Consider the following 18437-nt stretch of genomic DNA (forward strand, 5'->3'; position numbering starts at 1 on the left):
CGCCATGTCCGCATCGGGTCGGTCCGTCGTACGGCGGACCGGACGCGTCCTCACCGGCGTCGGCGCGCTCGTCGTGCTCTTCGCGCTGGTGGCGGGTGCGCCGGTCGCGCTGCTCGCCTTCGCGGGCAATCCCCTGCCCGACCATCTGCCCACCCTCGCCGAGGTGGGCACCGTCCTGACCAGCCGCGACGACGGGCAGCTCTTCCTGCGGGCCCTGGCGCTGGCCGGCTGGTTCGGCTGGGCCACATTCGCCTTCTCCGTGGTGGTGGAGCTGGGTGCGCAGATTCTTCACAGGCCGGCGCCGAAGTTGCCGGGGATGAGCCGCCAGCAGAAGGCCGCCGCCGCGCTTGTCGGTTCGGTCGCGCTGATCCTCGCCGCCAGCCCGGCCGCCGCCAGCGCCGCGGCGGTCTACACCGGTCCGGCGTACGCCCAGTCGAGCGCTTCGAGCAGCGCCGCCCGGCTGCCCGACGGTGGGGCGCTCGGGATGGCCGGTAGCGGGCCGCTCGCGACGACGGGCAGCGGGCCGCTCGGGCTGGTCGCGCCGGGTGGGCCGAACGCCGGTGACCAGGCGGCGCCGGTGTACCGCGTGGCGCGGGGCGACTACCTCGGCGAGGTGGCCGAGCGGTACCTCGACGAGTTCGGCGACTATCGACAGCTCGCCAAGCTGAACCGGCTGGACGACCCGGACCGGATTCGCCCCGGCCAACTGCTCCGGCTGCCGACGGAGGCCGCCGACCAGGGCGCCCGCACGCACGCCACAGGCAAACTCGTCGGCCGGCCCGCCGCGCCCAAGCCGCCGGCTCAGCGACCGGCGCCCGAGCGGACCGCGCCGGAGCGGGCGAAACAGGCGCCCCCCGGCGGTACGGAGTCGACAGGTCAGGTACCCCCGATGACAGTCGGCGCGGCTCGGGCCGGAACCACCGACCGGGTGAACCGACCGCTCGCGGTCTCCGCCGTGCTGGCCGTGGCGAGCATCGTGGGTGCACAGATCGGCGCGGTTCTCGGGCTGCGCCGCCGCCCCGCCACCGCCGGTGCCGCCCCCCGGATGGCCGCGGCTGCCCGCGCACCCCGACGCGGCGCGAGTCGGAGCAGCGGCAGCTCCCGCAGTGGTCGTCGGAGCAGCGGCGCCGCGTGGGCCGCCAGCCGTGCGGCAGCCGCCACCGAGAGCACGGCACCGCCGACCGGAGGCCCGGCCCCCAGCGGCGTGCCGGCCCGGACCGGCGAGGGGGGCTGGGCTGGCCCGGCGGGCTCGACGGGTCAGGCCGGCTGGACCGGCCGTGACCAGCACGGATTGGGTGCCGACGGGTCCGGCTGGGATGCCGTGCCGGACGAGCCATCGACCGGTCGACACCGACGAAGCTGACCGGCCACACGGCGGCACGCGGCCTGAAGAGCGACATACCTCAGAGGTATATCTATGACTCTGAGGTATGTCAGCCGAGACCAACACCGCTCCGGCGGCGCGGAGATGCCGACGGCATCCAATGACAGCAACACCAGCCCGACCGCGCGGAGACGCCGACGGCATTCGATGAGGGCCACACCAGCCCGACGGCGCGCGGGAACACCGACGCCGTCCGGCCACGCTCAGCGGAGCGTGTCAGGGCAGGCGGGTCTGCAGGACGCCGTCCTGGATCCGGGTCGGCAGGATCTGCTGGTCGTTGCCGGAGGGCCCCTGCACGACCTCGCCGCCGTTGAGCCGGAAAGCGCTGCCGTGCCACGGACAGACCACGCAGGCGTGGCCGTCGATCTCCTGGACCTCGCCCTCGCCGAGCGGTCCGCTCTGGTGCGGGCAGCGCTCCAGCATCACGGTGACCTCGTCACCGTGGCGGTAGAGGATCACCGAGATGTCGTCGTCGACCTCCCGGGTGATCAGTGTGCGCTGCGGCAGGGTGGCCATGTCGGCAAGTGAGTGCCAGCCGTCGCTCATCCGGTGCAGCTCGGACACGCTCTGGTTGACCTGGGCGCCCTGCTTGTACGCCAGGTGGCCTCCGATGTACGCGCCGAGGCTCACGGCGGAGAGGCCGAGGAAACCGAGCGCCCGACCGACACCGTGCCGCCCGGACAGCCGCGCCGCCAACGAGCCGGCGTAGAGGCCCACGCCGACGGTGTTCGCGGCGGCGTGCACCAGGCCGACCCGGCGCTGGTCCCGGGAGAGCGCCGCCCAGTCGTTCAGACCGGCGACCGCCGCCGGCAGCGCGCTGACGGTGCCCAGGCCGACCAGCACGGTGGCCGGCCGGCGCTGCCCCGGCATCAGGTCCAGCACGGCGGCGCTGATCCACGCGCCGACCGGCACCTGCACCATCGCCGGATGCAGCGGATGCCCCAACGTCACGCCGTGCAGCAGGTCCCGCAGCCGCCGCGGACGCAGCGTCCCGAGAACCACCTTCTGCAGACGGTCTCCCGTGCGGTCCAGCCGGGAGTCCTGCTCAACTTTCGTCAATAGCGCTCGCACAGGTACCGACTTCCCGGCGATCGCCATCACAAACCGACCACCGGCGACAAACCTGCCGCGTCCCCCGTACGCGCCGATCTTGCACTTTCTGTCCCGACGAACCAGGGCACAAGCCGCGATCCGCCGACCGAAAGTGCAAGATCGACGGGGCGGGAGGGCGGGTGCGGGGATGGGAGGTTCGGGGGGATGCTGGGGGGATGGGTGTGCGGGTGGAGCGGGTGGGGGCCGTCAGCACGGTGGTCGTGGATCGTCCGGAGGCTCGGAACGCTGTGGACGGGCCTACCGCGCGGGCCCTGGCGGATGCCTTTCGGGCCTTTGAGGCCGACCCGACGGCGGCGGTGGCCGTGCTCTGGGGTGCCGGTGGCACGTTCTGCTCGGGCGCCGACCTCAAGGCGATCGGCACGCCCAGCGGCAATCGGGTCGAGCCGGAGGGAGACGGCCCGATGGGTCCGACCCGCATGGCGCTCAGCAAGCCGGTGATCGCGGCGATCTCCGGGTACGCGGTGGCCGGCGGCCTGGAGCTGGCGCTCTGGTGCGACCTGCGGGTCGCCGAGTCCGACGCCACGCTCGGGGTGTTCTGCCGTCGCTGGGGAGTGCCGCTCATCGACGGCGGGACGGTCCGGCTGCCCCGGTTGATCGGGGAGAGCCGCGCGATGGACCTGATCCTCACCGGGCGGGCGGTGCCGGCCGACGAGGCGTACGCCATGGGGTTGGTCAACCGGGTGGTGCCGCCGGGCCAGGCGCGGGCGGCGGCCGAGGAGCTGGCCGCGGCGATCGCCAGGCATCCCCAGACCTGCCTGCGCAACGACCGGGCGGCCGTGCTGGCCGGCGCTGGACGTCCCGAGGCCGAGGCGCTGGCGACCGAACTGGCGTACGGGATGGATTCGCTGGCCACCGACGCGGCGGCCGGCGCGGCCCGGTTCGCCGCGGGCGAGGGCCGGCACGGCACGACGCCGCCGGGAGGGTGGGACCCCCCGACGGCGTCGGCTACCGGCTAGCTCAGTTGCGGTTGATGGTGAAGGTCGACGTGGTGTTGCGGATGTCCACCGCGTTGTTGCTCAACTGCAGGTTGTTGAAGGTCACCGACCCGACGGCCGGCCCCTGCCCGGACTCGGGCATCTCGTTCACCCAGATACCGAAGCCGGACTTCGCGTCGTAGGCGTCACCGCTCTTGCGGGCGCCGCTGATCGAAATGTTGGTGAAGACCGTGTCGGTGACCGGGAACTGCGGCTGCCCACCGACGTAGTTGGTCTGGAACATGATGCCGCTGTAGGTCGGGTCGACGATGTCCACGTCGCTGACCCTGATGCCCTGGAACACCTTCGAGGCGGAGAAGACCCAGATCGCCGGGAAGGTCTGCGCGCCCCAGAAGTGCCCACCGGCCCGGACGATCGAGATGTTCTCGAAACGGGTCGGCGGGCTCGCGCCGAAGCCGTTCATCGGGTAGCCGAAGTCGAGCGAGCTGATGGTGATGCCGGAGTAGACGAGCGTGTCCGCGATGTAGATGTTGCGGAACGTGTTGCCGTAGCCGCCGTAGACGGCCACACCGGCGGCCCGCCAGGTCAGGGTCGACGACAGGTTCTCGTAGATGTTGTCCCGCATGTCCGCGCCGCCCGCGTCGATCGCCGAGAACAGCGCGAAGCTGTCATCGCCGGTGGCCCGGGCGTCGTTGTTGCTGACCAGGTTGTTGGTGCTGCCGTTGGTCATGTTGATGCCGTCGGCGAACAGGTTGCGGATCCGCGAGTTCTTGATCGTCATGTAGTCGGTGTTGGCGCCCCAGTAGAGGCAGACCTGGTGCTCGGCCCAGATGTTGTCGATCACGATGTTCGACACGTTGGCGAAGTCGAACACCTTGCCCGGGCCGTCGATGCGCGAGGTGTAGTTGCCGAAGTAGGCGAAGTTCGCGAACGACGATCCGGCCGCCGAGTTCTCGGCCCGGAAGCCGATGTCGGTGTTGTCCTGGCCGGAGGGGGCGTTGAACCGGGTGTACCAGGGCCCGGCGCCGGTCACCTTGACCGCCTTGCCGTACACCTGGAACTTCGACGAGGTGGAGTAGTTGCCGGCGGGCAGATACACCCCGATCAGGTTGCCGGTGGTGTCCATCCGCACCCGGTCCAGGGCGTTCTGCACGTCCTGGTGGGTGAAGCCGGCCGGCGTCACGTAGCGGGCCGAGTCCGGGTTCGCGATCGGCGAGACCTGCTCGGTGTTGATGAAGTCGATCGCGTAGTTGGTGGTGTTGGCCGCGTCCTTCTGGAGGCGGATCTTGCTGCCGGCCGGCACTGTCGAGTTGAGCATGACGTTGGCTTCGTCGTAGATGTGCCGCGGTCCGCCCGCGCTCGGCGAGTTGCCCGGGCTGGTTTCGTTTCCGTACAGCCAGGCGTAGCGGGACGTCAGGTCGATGGCCTTGTGGAAGGTGCCGTTGACGTAGATGTTGAGCGTCGAGTTGATGCCCCCGCCGCCGGACGCGTCCGGGATGGAGAAGCGGGTGACCAGCGTGTTGGTGCTGGCCCGGGTGGTGAACTCGACGTAGCTGCCGGTCGAGTTGAGGGTCACCGCCCGCCGGCCGGACGCCTCACCGGCCAGGTCGCCGACGGTCCGGTTCGGGCCCACGACGGCCGCGCCGCCGCCGACCACGCCGTCCTCGGCCTCGTACATGTCGTACGGCATGTTGGCGCCGCGCCCGACGAAGAGCGGACGGTCGCTGCTGTTGTTGGTCTGCTTGACCGGCAGCTCGTTACTGTCGGCGGCGAGCACGACCCGGACGGTGTACTTGCCGTTCGCGGCGGTCCAGGTGCCCAGGTTGATTGGGCCGACGGTGGCCCCGGCGTTGATCACACCGGAGTACGAGCCCGTCAGCGTACGCACGACCGTGCCGGACTCGTTGAGCACGGTGAGGGTGATGCCGTGCGCGCCGGACGCGGACGCCACGCTGCCGGCGTTGCGGATCGACACGGAGAACGTGACGGTGTTGCCGGCCGACGGGTTACCCGGCGACCAGGCGACCGCCGAGGAGACCAGGTCACTGGTGGCGACCGCGCTGACCACCAGCGGGCTGGGGTTGGTGTAGCTGTTGTTGGTGTCGTCGGTCTCGACGACGGTGTTCGACTCGTCGACCTTCGCGCTGAGCGGGTAGCTGCCCGCGTCGCGGGTGCCGATGCTGGCGCTGACGGTGGTCGACGCGCCGGCCGCGAGGCCACCGACCGACGCGGTGCCGACCCGCGTGGAGCCCAGGTAGAAGTTGACGGTGGTCGCGGCGGAGGCCGCCGAGCCGGCGTTCCGCACGGTCGCGGAGAGCGTGACGGTGCTGGTCTCCACGGGCGCGGACGGGCTGAACGACATGCCCGTCACGGTGAGGTCCGGGTTCGGCGCGGCAGTGCCGAAGACCTGGAACTCGGCCACCTGGCCGGCCGGGGCGCCGGTGTTCGAGGCGATCGAGAGCCGCACGTCGGCGGCGGTCGCGGAGACCGGGATGGTCACCGTGTTGCCGCTGCCCGGGTTGAAGGTGTAGTTCGTCGCGCCGACGAGCGTGGTGAAGGTCGACGAGCCCTGGTCCCGGCCGAGGACTGTGATGTTCTGGGTACGCGTGCCCCACGCCGAGTCCGGGTTGAGCTTCAACACGACCTGGCTGAGGCTGGCGTTCGCACCGAGCTGCACGGTCAGCGTGCTCGGGTTGCCGTTGCCCTCCCAGTAGGTGGCCACGTTGTTGTCGTTGGCGTTCGTCGCCACGAACGTGTGCACGAAGCCGGACGCGGTGATCGGCTTGCCGACCGCCAGGTTGGTCCCGGTCGGGTTGCCGGTGCCGGTACGGGTCACCGTGTTGCTGTTCGACGACTGGTTGCCGGCCGCGTCCTTGGCCCGCACGTAGTACGAGACCGTGGCGGTGTCCGCCTGGCTGTCGGTGTACGTCAGCGTCGAGCCGCTGACGCTGCCGCGCAGCGCGCCGTTGGCGTAGACGTCGTAGCCGGTCACCCCGACGTTGTCGCTCGACGCCGACCAGGTGAGCCGGATCTGCCCGCTGGCGGGCTGGGTGTACGCCAGGTTGCCGGGGGCGCTCGGCGCCTGGGTGTCGGTGCTGCCGCTGGCGCCGTACACCTCCACCTCGGAGAACTGCGCGGCCGGCCAGCCGGTGTTGCCGGTGACCTGCACCCGCACGTAGCGGGTGCTGGCCGCGGTGAAGCTGACGGTCGCGGTGTTGCCGGTGCTCGGGTTGAAGGTGTAGCCGCCGGACGCCTTCAGGGTGCTGAAGGTCGAGCCGTTGGTGGAGCCGAGGATCGACAGCGTCTGCGTACGGGTCTGCCAGTCCGACGAGGGCGGCAGCTTGAGCACCACCCGGTCCACGCTGACGGTGGCGCCCAGGTCGGCCTGGATCCACTGCGGGAAGGCGTTGTTGGCGCTCTCCCAGTAGGTCGTGGCGTTGCCGTCGTTGGCGTTGCCCGCCACGTAGTTCTGGTTGTAGCTGCTGGCGCTCATGGTGGCCGAGAGCCCGGCGAGCAGGGCCGCGCGGGCGGAGCCCGCCGGGGCGGAGGCGGGCGTCGCTGCCGGTGCCGCGGTCGCGGGGGTGACGGCGGGAACGGCGGCGAGGAGCAGTCCGGCGAGCGCGCCGGCGAGCAGCCGTCGGCGGGCCGGCGCTCGGCCGCCCGGGTGGGCGGAACCGGGCGAGCCGGTTCGCGGGGTGCCTCGGGTGGTGCCGTTTCTGGACATCGGTGGCTACACCTCTTTCGGGGGTGGTGTGGGGTGCGTTGCCCGGTGACGGGTGCAGGGGTACGCCCGTCGTGCCGCGACAGGTGGGGGACGGTGCGGTGCGGGACGGGTGTGGGCGGGCCGGCGCCGCGCTGCGCCGGGCTCCCGACCGGTGGCCCCCGCCCCGCTCGGGCGGGGGCCGTCGGCCTAGCTGGAGTAGACCTCGAACTCGCTGAGCTGGCCGGCGGGCCAGCCGGTGTTGCCGGTGACGGTCAGCCGCAGGTACCGCTGGCTGGTCGCCGTGAAGGTCACGGTGACCGTGTTGCCGCTGGCCGGGTTGAAGGTGTAGCCGGCGGACGACTTCAGGGTGCTGAAGGTCGAGCCGTTCGTGGAGCCGAGCACCGACAGGGTCTGCGTACGGGTCTGCCACGCGGACGACGGCGGCAGCTTCAGCACGACCCGGGACACCGAACGGGTGGCGCCCAGGTCCACCGTCAGCGACTGCGGGAAGGCGTTGTTGGCGCTCTCCCAGTAGGTGTTGGCGTTGCCGTCCACCGCGTTGGGCGCGGCGTACACGTCGGAGTGGCTGGTCTCGGTGATCGACCGTCCGGCGGCGAGGTTGCCACTGGGCGGGGGCGTCGTCGGCGGGGCGGTGGTCGGCGGGGCCGTCGTCGGGGGTGCGGTGGTCGGCGGCGGCGTGGTGGCGGTTCCCCCGTACACCTCGACCTCGCTGAGCTGGGCGGCCGGCCAGCCGGTGTTGCCGGTGACGGTGACCCGGACGTAGCGGCGGTCACCGGAGGGCAGCGGAATCGACACGGTGTTGCCCGTGCCCGGGGCGAAGACCTGACCGGCGGACGACGCCAGCGTGGCGTACGACGAGCCGTCGGTGGAGCCCAGCACCGACAGCGTCTCGGTGCGCTGCTCCCAGCCGGCGGGCAGCTTGAGCACCACCCGGTCGACCGAGCGGACCGCACCCAGGTCCACGGTGATCGACTGCGGGAAGGCGTTGTTGGCGCTCTCCCAGTAGGTGGCCGCGTTGCCGTCGACGGCGTTGCCCGCCGTGTAGCTCTGGTTGGTGCTGGTCGCGGTCGTCGACCGGTTCAGCGCCAGGTTCCCGCCGGTGGGCGGCGGCGTGGTCGGGGGCGGCGTGGTCGGGGGTGCGGTGGTCGGTGGCGGGGTGGTGGGGCCGGTGGTCGGCGGGGTGCTGGGGCCGCCACCCCACTGCGGCTCCGGCCACGGGCCGCAGTACGGGGTCGACGTGTACCAGCCCGAGTTGCCGGAGCCCTGGGTGATCTGGAAGCCGCCGCCCACGCAGTTGTGCATCGGGTTGCTCTGCGCGATGTTGGTGGCCCGCACGTTCGTGAACGACACCTGACTGGGCGCCTGCACCTGGAGCGCGTACGTGCCGGCGCCGTCGATCCGTACGTTGGTGAGGTTGATCCCGCTGGTCTGGCCCTCGATCCAGTGCAGCGCGGCGTACGAGCTGTCCAGGATGTCGGTGTCGGTGATGTTGATGGTGGCCTGGCTGAACGCCTCGTTGAGGGCGGAGAACCAGATCGCCCCGACGCCGAAGTTCCAGTTGTAGTCCGAGTTGCCGTTGCGGATCAGCGTGTTCCGGGCGATCGTCCAGGTGCCCCGGACCGCGGTGTCACCCTGCACGCCCGGGTAGCGGTTGGCGACGTGGATGCCACCGCCGTTGGTGAGCGAGTCGGCAGTCACGTTGTCGGTGATCTTGATGTCCCGGCCGCCGTAGCTGACCAGGTGGTTCGCCAGCAGCGTCACGCCGATGGTGTTGTGCGTGAACGAGTTGTTGACGTTCGGCACGCTCTGCGCCCACATCGCCAGGGCGTCGTCGCCGGTGTTGCGCACGAACGTGTTGGTCACCGTCGAGTTGGTGACGCCGGTGTGGAAGTTCACCCCGTCCGCGGTCTGGTCCAGGATCCGGCTGTTGCGGATGGTGAAGTTGTCCATCGGGCCGTCCATCCAGGCGCCGACCTTGGTGTTCTCCAGCCACAGGTTGTCCACCACCGAGTTGGTCATCGCCCCGCCCAGGGCGTTGACCTGGTCCTCGTCCACCCGTTCGCGGATGTCGCCGATGATGGCGAAGTCCCGCAGCGTGACGTTGCGGCTCGGCCCGCCGGCCTCGTGCGACCGGATCTCACCCGTGTAGCCGCCGCCGGGGACGTACTTGCCGTAGATGCCGGCAGCCCGCTTGCGGTCGGTGGGGTGCCGCCCGCCGAGCACCGAATACCACGGGCCCGCGCCGCGCAGGGTCACCCCGTCGACCACCACGTGGTCCCAGAGGGTGAACGTGCCGGTCGGGATCCAGACGGCGCGGCCCTGGGCCTTTCCGGCGTCGACCGCGGCCTGGAACTTCGCTGTCGAATCGGTCGCGCCGCTCGGGTCGGCGCCGAAATCGGTGACCACGTCGATGACACCGGAGGGTTTGGCGATCGCCGGAGCGACCAGCTCGAAGTCCGCCAGGTCGATCGTGAAGGACGGCGACTGGGCGGTCGAGGAGACCTGGAACCGGATCTTCGTACCGGCCGGGTAGGTGGTGCCGAACATCGTCCGGGTCTCGTCGTAGAAGTGGTGCGGGTTCGTGTCGCCCGGGTTGTTGTTGAACGGGTATCCGCCGTAGTACCAGCCGTACCTCGACGTTACCGGCACCAACTTCAGCAGCGTGCCGTTGGCCCGCAGGTCGAGGGCGGCGTCCCGGCCGGTGCCGGAGGGGCTGTCCGGCAGGCTGTGCCGGAAGGTGACCGCGTTGGCCGGGGCGGTGAGCGTGAACTCGACGTACTCGCCGACGGCGTCGAGGGTGACCGCCTCGCGGCCGGACGCCTCCGACGGCAGCGTGCCGTAGCGCCGGTCCGGGCCGATCTTCGTGCCGTTGTGGACGGCCTTCTCGGCTTCCTGTTCGAGAAACGGGACGGTGGCCCCACGGCCGGAGATGTCGAAGGGGGACAACCCCGCCGCCGAGGCCGGGGTGGCGCTGCCGGTGACCGCGAGGGCGGTCAGCGAGGTGGCGGCGAGCAGGGTGGCGGCTATCGCGGCCAGCCCGGCTCGCACCGGGTGTCGGAGGTGGTGCGGGGTGGCGGTGGTGTGGTCGGCCATGAGCTGCGCTCTCCCTTTCGTCAGGCAGGCCAGGTCCCCCGTGTCGGTGCGGCGTGGCGGTCCCTCGTACTCCCTCCTCGGGCGCGGTGCGCGGGTGGTGCGGTGCCGGCGGTCGGGACGGGACCGCCGGCACCACGTCGGTCGGATCAGGTCAGGGCGGCGGCGTCCGCGCGCGGTCCGTCCACCTCTTCGGGGGTACGCAGCCAGACGGCCGTGTCCGACGGCAGCAGACCGTCGTCGAGAGGGCCGCTGGCCAGCAGCAACTCCCCGTCGGCGGGCAGCGGCACCGCACCGTCGGTGAGGTTGACCAGGCAGCGGAAGCCACCGCCGCGGCTGAACGCCAGCACCCCGTCCGGGGCGGGCAGCCACGTCAGCTCACCGTCGCCGAGCGCCGCCTCGGCCCGCCGGAGGTGGATCGCCGCCCGGTACAGCTCCAGCATCGAGGCCGCGTCGCCGGTCTGCGCCAGCGCCGTGCGGTCCTTCCAGTCGGCCGGCTGGGGCAGCCACGGCGCGGCGGCACCCTCGGGGCTGAACTCGAACGGCGGCTCGTCACCGGCCCAGGGCAGCGGCACGCGGCAGCCGTCGCGACCGGGGTCGATCCGACCGGAGCGTTCCCACATCGGGTCCTGCCGCAGCGCGTACGGGATGTCCTCGACCTCCCAGAGCCCCAGCTCCTCGCCCTGATAGACGTAGGCGGCGCCGGGCAGCGACAGGGACAGCAGCGCGGCGGCCCGGGCCCGGCGGGTGCCCAGCTCCAGGTCGGTGGGGATCCCCTCGCGCTTGGCAGCGAAGCTGAACGTGGTGTCCGCCCGGCCGTAGCGGGTGACGTGCCGCGTCACGTCGTGGTTGGAGAGCACCCAGGTGGCCGGCGCGTTGACCGGCGCGTGCGCGCTGAGCGTCCCGTCGACACTCTCGCGCAGCGCCGAGGCGTCCCACGCGCAACCGAGGAAGTCGAAGTTGAACGCCGCGTGCAGCTCGTCGGGGCGCAGGTAGTTGGCGAACCGCTGCCGGTCCGGCAGCCACACCTCACCGATCAGCGCCCGGTCGGCGTACTCGTCGGCGACGCGACGCCAGCCCCGGTAGATGTCGTGCACCCCGTCCAGGTCGTGGAACGGGTGCGGCCGGTCCGGCTCGACCTCGGGCAGCGTCCCGTCCTTCACCAGCAGACCGGCGGAGTCGATCCGGATGCCGTCGACGCCCCGGTCGAACCAGAACCGCAGGATGTCCTCGAATTCGGCCCGCACCCGGGGGTGCTCCCAGTTGAAGTCCGGCTGCTGGGGCGCGAACAGGTGCAGGTACCAGTCACCGGGCGTGCCGTCCGGGTTGGTGGTGCGGGTCCAGGTCTCGCCGCCGAACTCGCCGACCCAGTCGGTGGGCCGCTGGTCACCGTTCGGGCCCCGGCCGGGACGGAACCAGAACAGGTCCCGTTCGGGCGCTCCCGGGCCGCCGGCCAGCGCGGCCTGGAACCACGGGTGCGCGTCGGAGCAGTGGTTGGGCACCACGTCGACGATCGTCCGGATGCCGAGGTCGTGCGCCTCCGCGATCAGCGCCTCCACCTCGGCGAGCGTGCCGAAGACCGGATCGATGTCGCGGTAGTCGGACACGTCGTACCCGGCGTCGGCCATCGGCGACGGGTACCAGGGGCTGAACCAGATCGCGTCGACGCCGAGCGCGGACAGGTGGTTCAACCGGGACCGGATGCCGGCGATGTCACCGATGCCGTCGCCGTTGCCGTCGGCGAAGCTGCGGGGATACACCTGGTAGATCACGGCTCCACGCCACCACGGACTTCTGTCAGCTGTGGACACGAGCACCTGCTTTCTGCGTCAGTACGTCGGCGGGTTCGCCGCAGGGAGATATGTGTCGGGACGAACTGTCGTCGTTCGTCGCGCGGGTAGATGCGGTCGTGGGCTATCCCTTGATGCCGCCCGTGGTCAGACCGGACATGATGTTCCGTTGGAAGATCAGGAAGATGATGACAGTCGGGATGGCGGCGATGACCGACGCGGCGATCACCACGTTCATCGGCGTACCACCGGCGAAGGTGTAGATGCCGACACTCACCGTCCGGGTCTCGGGCGACGGCATGACCAGCTTCGGCCAGAGGAAGTCCTTCCAGACCGCGGTCACGGCGAAGATCGAGACGACGCCGAGAATGGGACGCGACAGCGGCAGGATGATCGACCAGAGCGTGCGCAGCGACGACGCCCCGTCCATCAGGGCGGCGGCCATCAACTCCTCCGGGATCGAGTCGAAGAACCGCTTCAACAGGAAGATGTTGAAGGCGTTCGCGACCATCGGCAGCCAGATCGCGAACGGCGAGTCGAGCAGGTTGATGTGCAGGATCGGCAGGTCGAGCACCGTCACGTACTGCGGAACGATGAGGACCATCGCCGGGATCATCAGGGTGCCCAGCATCAGGGCGAGGATCGTGTTGCCGAAGATCGGCCGGAGCTTCGACAGGGAGTACGCGGCGGCGCTGTCGAGGACGAGTTGGAACAGCACGGCCCCGATGGCGTAGTAGAACGTGTTGAACAGCAGCTTGGCCAGGGCCAGGTTGTTCCACGCGTCGATGTAGTTCTGCGGCTGCGGGTCCTTCGGGAACAGCGACGGCGGGGTCTGCGCGATCTCCTGGCCGGACTTGAGCGCGCCGGTGACCATCCAGTAGAGGGGCCCGAGGAAGACGAGCGTGAAACCCGCGACGACGACCACGAGCAGCGTCCAGTAGATGACCTTGCCGCGCCCCCGGCTCAGCTGGGAGTGGGAGATGAGGGTCCGGGTACCGGAATCCTGTGCCATTGGCCGCCGTCCTAGTCCTGTTTCGCAGTCAGTCGCACGTAGACGGCGGAGAAGCCGGCCAGCACCACGAGCATGATCACGCCCAGCGCGGCGGCGCCGTTGAGGTCGTTCTGGAAGAACCCGTGCTGGTAGATGAGGTACGCCACCGAGGTCGCGGAATCCTCGGCGCCCGCGCCGTTGGCGAGGATCAGCGGCTCGATGAAGAGCTGCATCGTGGCGACGATCTGCAGCATCGCCAGGAGCGCGAGGATCAGCCGGGTCTGCGGGATCGTGACGTGGCGGATCCGCCGCCAGATCCCCGCGCCGTCGAGCTCCGCCGCCTCGTACAGCTCACCGGGAATGTTCTGCAACGACGCCAGGTAGATCAGCACCGCGCCGCCCATGTTCATCCAGGTGGACGCGATCACCATCGCCGGCATGGTCATCTCCGGCGACTGCATCCACTGCGACGTGGGCAGGTGCAGTGCCTTCAGGATCGCGTTGAACAGCCCCGCCTCGCTGGGGTCGTACGCGTAGAACTTGAAGAGGAACAGCGCCGAGGCCGGCGGCAGCATGACCGGCAGGTAGACCAGGACCCGCAGGTATCCCTTGGCGTGGCGGAACTCGTTGAGCAGGATCGCCACGAAGAACGGCACCGCGTAGCCGAGCACGAGCGCGAGCACCGTGAAGTAGAGCGTGTTCTTCCAGGCGGGCCAGAAGCTGGGGTCGGCGATGAGACGGGAGTAGTTGTCCCAGCCCACCCAGGTCGTCTCGCCACGCCTGGTCCGCTGGAAGCTCATGACGATGCCGCGGACCATCGGGTACCAGGAGAAGACCACGAAGCAGAGCACGGCGCCGATCAGGAACGCGTGCCCGGTGAGGTTGTCCCGTACCTTGCGGCCGAGGCTCGTGCGCTGCGGCCCTGTCGCGTACGGCGACATCGGGCGACCCGGTTTCCTGGGGGCCTGGGGGACGGCGGTGATCGCCAAGGCAACTCCTGCGGAAGTCAGTGACGCGGACGGTGCGGCGCCGGGTGTGGGGGCCGGCTGACCGGCCCCCACACCTGCCGGTCAGCTCTCGGCGGCCAGGAGCTGGTTGACCTTCTCTTCGGCCGTCTTGAGCAGCGCGTCGATGTTCGCGTTCGGGTTCGTCAGCACCCCGGACATCGCGGCGTCGAGGACCGCGTAGATCGCCTGCGCGTTGCGGGGCTCACCCTTGATCGGCACCGGGGTCGCCTCGAAGATCGCGAAGTTCGCGGTGTCGACGTTCGCGTTCGCCTTACGCAGTTCGAGTTCCTGCTTCTGCGCGTCGCTGCCGTTGGCGAACAGCAACGGCTGGGGCAGACCCACCGGGTAGTTCTGCGGCTTGGCCCGGACGTAGTCGAACTGACCCTTGCCCGGCGTGAGCTTCTGGTAGGCGATCCACTTCAGACCGGCCTTGACCTGCTCCGGAGAGAGGTCCTTCTTGAAGAAGTAGCCCTCGCCGCCGCCGAGCGTGCCCTTCGCCGGACCGTCCTGGCCGGGCAGCGGAGCCATCGCCCAGTCCTGGAACTTGCCCTGGAACTGGCTGACGATCGCCTGGGTGGCGTCCGGGGCGCCGATGAACATGCCGACCTTGCCCGCGCCGGCGTTGGTCAGCAGGTCACCCCACTGGAGCAGCTGGCGGGAGCCCATGCTGTTGTCGCCGTACCGCATGTCCTTGATGTTCTGCAGGACCTGCTTGCCCATCGCGTTGTTGAAGTCGGCCTTCTTGCCGTCCGGGGTCAGCACCTGGCCGCCCTGCGAGTAGAGCAGCGAGGTGAAGTGCCAGCCGCCGGTGTTGCCGGCGCTGTACTCGGAGTAGCCGGCGATGCCGTTGCCGAGGGCGGAGATCTTCTTGGCGGCGGCCCGGACGTCGGCCCAGGTCTTGGGCGGGTTGTTGACGTCGAGCCCGGCCTTTTCGAACAGGACCTTGTTGTAGACCAGGCCCATCGAGTAGTTCTTCACCGGGACGGCGTACAGCTTGCCGCCGTCGGTGAAGGCCTCCTTGAGCGCCGGGTCGACGCTGTCCCAGGTGGGGATCGTGTCCTTGTTGACGACACCGGTGATGTCCATCGCCTGGCCGGAGTCGAGCACCTGCTGGAGATCGGTCATGTACCCGTAGAACACGTCGGTCACCGTGCCGCCGGCGAGGCGGGCGGTGAAGTCCGGCGGGTTGTTGCACTGCTCGCCGACGCTCACGCTCTTGACGACGATGTCCGGGTTCTGCTTCTGGAACTCGACGACGTCGTCGTTCCAGTTCTTCAACAGCTCTTTCTGGGCGCCGACCGGCTGGCAGTCGACGGTGATGGTGACCTTGCCGCCGGCGGTCGTGTCCTTGTCGTCGCTCTTCGTGGAGCATGCCGTGAGGCTGAACCCCAGGCCGGCCACGAGCGCCAGCGCCGCAGCCCTTCGGTATTGCGGTACGGACATCTGTCCATCCCTTCGGGAACGGGTGTCTCCATGAGATGCGCTGATCTGCGGTGATGCGACCTGACGCCCTGTAGCTGCGCCGGAGCCAGGTGTGAGTGGAGTCACTGTAACGAGGGCGACTCATTTCAGCAAGGTGTCGACGGGGTTTTGAAAAGACACGACATAGTTACGGCAGACACCGACAGTGACGTGTTTTGCGCCGGGTTTGATGGCTTTCCGGCCGCTCTGGTCCACGGGTGATCCGGCAGTGATCGCCGCGCTGCGGACGACCACGAAAAACCGGCCGCCGACCGCGGGAAGCGGTCGACGGCCGGTGGGCGGTCGGTCTAGTACGACAGGGGCACGCTCAGCGGCCGGGCGCGGGCGCCGTGGAGCCGCGAACCACCAGCTCCGGCTCGAACAGCAGCTCGTCCTGCAGGACGCCGGCACCCTCGATCTGGGTGACCAGCAGGTCCACCGCGGCCTGCCCCATCGTCTCGATCGGCTGCCGCACGGTGGTCAGCGGCGGGTCGGTGCAGGTCATGAACGCCGAGTCGTCGAAGCCCACCACCGAGATGTCCGCCGGCACCGCGCGACCCAACCGCCGGGCGGCTCGGATGGTGCCCAGGGCCAGCACGTCGCTCGCGCAGATGATGCCGGTCACGCCGCGCTCGACCAGTTTCGTCGCGGCGACCCGCGCGCCCTCCATCGAGAAGCTGGATCGCTCGACGCACTCCCGCTCGGCGTCGCCCCAACCCGCGGCCTGGACCATGGCGTCCAGCTTGCGACGGGACGGCACGTGCCCCTCGGGGCCGAGCACCATCCCGATCCGCTCGTGGCCGAGCGAACGCAGGTGTCCGTACGCCTGCTCCACCGCCACCGCGTCATCGGTGGAGACCCGGGGAAAGCCCAACTCGTCCACACCGGCGTTAACCAGGACCACGGGAAGGCCCCGATCGGTGAGCCGCCGGTAGTGGTCGTGCTTGGCGTCGGCGAGCGCGTACGAGCCACCCGCGAAGATCACGCCAGAGACCTGGTGGTCGAGGAGCATCTCCACGTAGTCCATCTCGGACACGCCACCGATGGTGCGGGCGCAGAGCGCCGGGGTGTAGCCCCGCTGGGCAAGGGTCCCGGTGACCACCTCGGCGAGCGCCGGGAAGATCGGGTTCTGCAGCTCGGGCAGCACCAGCCCGACCAGCCGGGCCCGCTCCCCGCGCAGCTTGGTCGGCCGCTCGTAGCCGAGCACGTCCAGCGCGGTCAGCACCGCCGTCCGGGTCGTCTCGGAGACCCCGTCCCGGCCGTTGAGCACCCGGCTGACGGTGGCCTCGCTGACGCCCGCCTTCTTGGCAACTTCAGTCAACCGCTTGGTCACGGCCGCAATCGTACGTCACCTGAATGAAAGAAATGAACAGTAGAATGGTCGGATTTTGCTGTCACGCTGTTGTGCCTCGTCACCGTTCAGCGCCGTCAGGACAGGTTGCGCAGCGCGTCCTCGATGGCGCGGTGGAAGGTCGGGTACGCGTAGATCATGTGTCGCAGTTGGCTCAACGGCACCGCCGCGTGCACCGCCACCACCAGCGCGGACAGCACCTCGCCACCGGCCGGGCCGACCGACGTCGCGCCGATCAGCACGCCCTGGTCGGCATCCGCGATGAGCTTGATGAAACCCTCGTCACCGACCTGGTGGATCCAGCCACGGGTCGAGCTGCCCAGCTTGGTGAACCCGACCTGCACGTTGATACCGCGCTCGCGGGCCTGCTGCTCGGTCAGCCCGACGGCCCCGACCTCGGGATCGGTGAAGGTCACCCGGGGCAGAGCGCGGTAGTCGGCGCGCGGCACGGTGCCGGCCGAACCACTCGACCCGCTCGCGGCCAGCGAACTGGAAGCGCCCATCGCGCCGCCGACGACGCTGGCGGTCCCGCTGGCGTCGGCCCCCGCCTTCGCCTCCCGGGCGTGGGCCAGCAGATCGGCCACGACGATCCCCGCCTGGTACATGGCGATGTGGGTGAACGCCCCCTCGCCGGTCAGGTCGCCCACCGCCCAGATGCCGTCGGTGACGTGCAGCCGGTCGTCCACCGGCAGGTAGCGCTGGGTGGCGTCCACACCGACCGTGTCCAGCCCCAACTCCTCCAGGTGCGCCCGGCGGCCGGTCACCACGAGCAGCCGCTCGGCGGTGAACTCCGCCCCACCGCCGCCGCGCAGCGTGAAACGGTCACCGTCGTGCTCGACCCGTTCCGCCCGTACACCGGTGTGGATCTCGACGCCGTCGGCGCGCAACGCTGCGGCGGCCACCTCGGACGCCTCGGGCTCCTCGACGGCCAGCACCCGATCCAGCGCCTCCACCACCGTGACGCGGACGCCGAAGCGCGCGAAGACCTGGGCCAGCTCCAGCCCGATCGCGCCCCCGCCCAGCACCAGCAGCGACTCGGGCAGGTGCTCGACCTCGATCGCCTGGTGGTTGGTCCAGTACGGCGTGTCGGCCAGGCCGTCGAGCGGCGGCACCGAGGGCCGGGTGCCGGTGCCCAGGACGACACCGTGCCGGGCCTGGAACACCTGGTCACCGACTTGGACCCGACCCGGGCCGTCGAGCCGGCCACTGCCCCGGACGAACCGGCCGCCCTTGCCGGTGAACCGCTCGACCGCGACCCTGTCGTCCCAGCTGTCGGTGGCCTCCTCGCGGATCCGCTTCGCCACCGACGCCCAGTCCGGCCGGACCTGCGCCGTGCCCGCGAGCCCGTCGACACGACGCGCCTCGGCCAGCGCGTTCGCGGCCCGGATCATCATCTTGCTCGGGATGCAGCCCCAGTACGGACACTCGCCGCCGACGAGGTCCCGTTCGACGCCGACCACTGTGAGGCCGGCCTCGGCGAGCCGCCCGGCCACCTCCTCGCCGCCGACCCCGAGCCCCACCACGACCACATCCACCAGCTCCGGCTCCGCCATCGGAACAGCATCCCCCAGCGGCCCCACCCCGACCACCG

The 18437-nt window shown here is 70.4% G+C and carries 10 protein-coding genes and 1 pseudogene; 2 read left to right on the forward strand and 9 right to left on the reverse strand.

All coding sequences use genetic code 11. The features are described from left to right. Positions 1-4 precede the first annotated feature (4 nt). Positions 5-1027, forward strand: a pseudogene (locus AB0B97_RS07220) (LysM peptidoglycan-binding domain-containing protein); the annotation flags it as partial. Between the two features lie 573 nt (positions 1028-1600). On the opposite strand, the gene AB0B97_RS07225 reads toward AB0B97_RS07220, so the two are convergent. Continuing rightward, positions 1601-2455, reverse strand: a complete 855-nt coding sequence (locus AB0B97_RS07225) for a Rieske 2Fe-2S domain-containing protein (protein WP_234583197.1) — start codon at positions 2453-2455, stop codon at positions 1601-1603. Between the two features lie 197 nt (positions 2456-2652). Between AB0B97_RS07225 and AB0B97_RS07230 the strand changes: the two genes are divergently transcribed. Then, entirely contained in the window at positions 2653-3453 is an 801-nt protein-coding gene (locus tag AB0B97_RS07230; RefSeq protein ID WP_357491376.1) for a crotonase/enoyl-CoA hydratase family protein, read from the forward strand. 1 nt (position 3454) lies between these two features. Here the strand turns inward: AB0B97_RS07230 and AB0B97_RS07235 are convergent, their stop codons facing one another. The 8 genes from AB0B97_RS07235 to AB0B97_RS07270 all read right to left on the reverse strand — a co-directional run bounded on the left by AB0B97_RS07235 (position 3455) and on the right by AB0B97_RS07270 (position 18399). After that, positions 3455-7156, reverse strand: coding sequence for a discoidin domain-containing protein (locus AB0B97_RS07235; protein ID WP_357491377.1), 3702 nt, complete (start codon positions 7154-7156; stop codon positions 3455-3457). A 186-nt stretch (positions 7157-7342) separates the two neighbouring features. Next, complete coding sequence (locus AB0B97_RS07240; RefSeq protein ID WP_357491379.1) at positions 7343-10249, reverse strand: discoidin domain-containing protein; 2907 nt, start codon at positions 10247-10249, stop codon at positions 7343-7345. A gap of 146 nt (positions 10250-10395) precedes the next feature. Continuing rightward, positions 10396-12018, reverse strand: coding sequence for a glycoside hydrolase family 13 protein (locus AB0B97_RS07245; protein WP_357491381.1), 1623 nt, complete (start codon positions 12016-12018; stop codon positions 10396-10398). Between the two features lie 142 nt (positions 12019-12160). After that, positions 12161-13048, reverse strand: a complete 888-nt coding sequence (locus AB0B97_RS07250; RefSeq protein ID WP_234583192.1) for a carbohydrate ABC transporter permease — start codon at positions 13046-13048, stop codon at positions 12161-12163. A gap of 11 nt (positions 13049-13059) precedes the next feature. Then, complete coding sequence (locus tag AB0B97_RS07255) at positions 13060-13968, reverse strand: sugar ABC transporter permease (RefSeq protein ID WP_234583191.1); 909 nt, start codon at positions 13966-13968, stop codon at positions 13060-13062. 129 nt (positions 13969-14097) lie between these two features. Continuing rightward, positions 14098-15477, reverse strand: a complete 1380-nt coding sequence (locus AB0B97_RS07260; RefSeq protein ID WP_234583190.1) for an extracellular solute-binding protein — start codon at positions 15475-15477, stop codon at positions 14098-14100. 346 nt (positions 15478-15823) lie between these two features. Continuing rightward, positions 15824-16828, reverse strand: a complete 1005-nt coding sequence (locus AB0B97_RS07265; RefSeq protein ID WP_357491383.1) for a LacI family DNA-binding transcriptional regulator — start codon at positions 16826-16828, stop codon at positions 15824-15826. 95 nt (positions 16829-16923) lie between these two features. Beyond that, entirely contained in the window at positions 16924-18399 is a 1476-nt protein-coding gene (locus AB0B97_RS07270; protein ID WP_357491385.1) for an FAD-dependent oxidoreductase, read from the reverse strand. Positions 18400-18437 lie beyond the last annotated feature (38 nt).

This window comes from Micromonospora sp. NPDC049004 (genome assembly GCF_040649315.1).
GTDB lineage: Bacteria > Actinomycetota > Actinomycetes > Mycobacteriales > Micromonosporaceae > Micromonospora.

Excerpts from the sequence above, each read along its gene's own strand:
- AB0B97_RS07250 (WP_234583192.1), bottom strand. The coding sequence starts at position 13,048 with ATGGCACAGGATTCCGGTACCCGGACCCTCATCTCCCACTCCCAGCTG.
- AB0B97_RS07260 (WP_234583190.1), bottom strand. The coding sequence starts at position 15,477 with ATGTCCGTACCGCAATACCGAAGGGCTGCGGCGCTGGCGCTCGTGGCC.
- AB0B97_RS07240 (WP_357491379.1), bottom strand. The coding sequence starts at position 10,249 with ATGGCCGACCACACCACCGCCACCCCGCACCACCTCCGACACCCGGTG.
- AB0B97_RS07270 (WP_357491385.1), bottom strand. The coding sequence starts at position 18,399 with ATGGCGGAGCCGGAGCTGGTGGATGTGGTCGTGGTGGGGCTCGGGGTC.
- AB0B97_RS07255 (WP_234583191.1), bottom strand. The coding sequence starts at position 13,968 with ATGTCGCCGTACGCGACAGGGCCGCAGCGCACGAGCCTCGGCCGCAAG.
- AB0B97_RS07235 (WP_357491377.1), bottom strand. The coding sequence starts at position 7,156 with ATGTCCAGAAACGGCACCACCCGAGGCACCCCGCGAACCGGCTCGCCC.
- AB0B97_RS07230 (WP_357491376.1), top strand. The coding sequence starts at position 2,653 with ATGGGTGTGCGGGTGGAGCGGGTGGGGGCCGTCAGCACGGTGGTCGTG.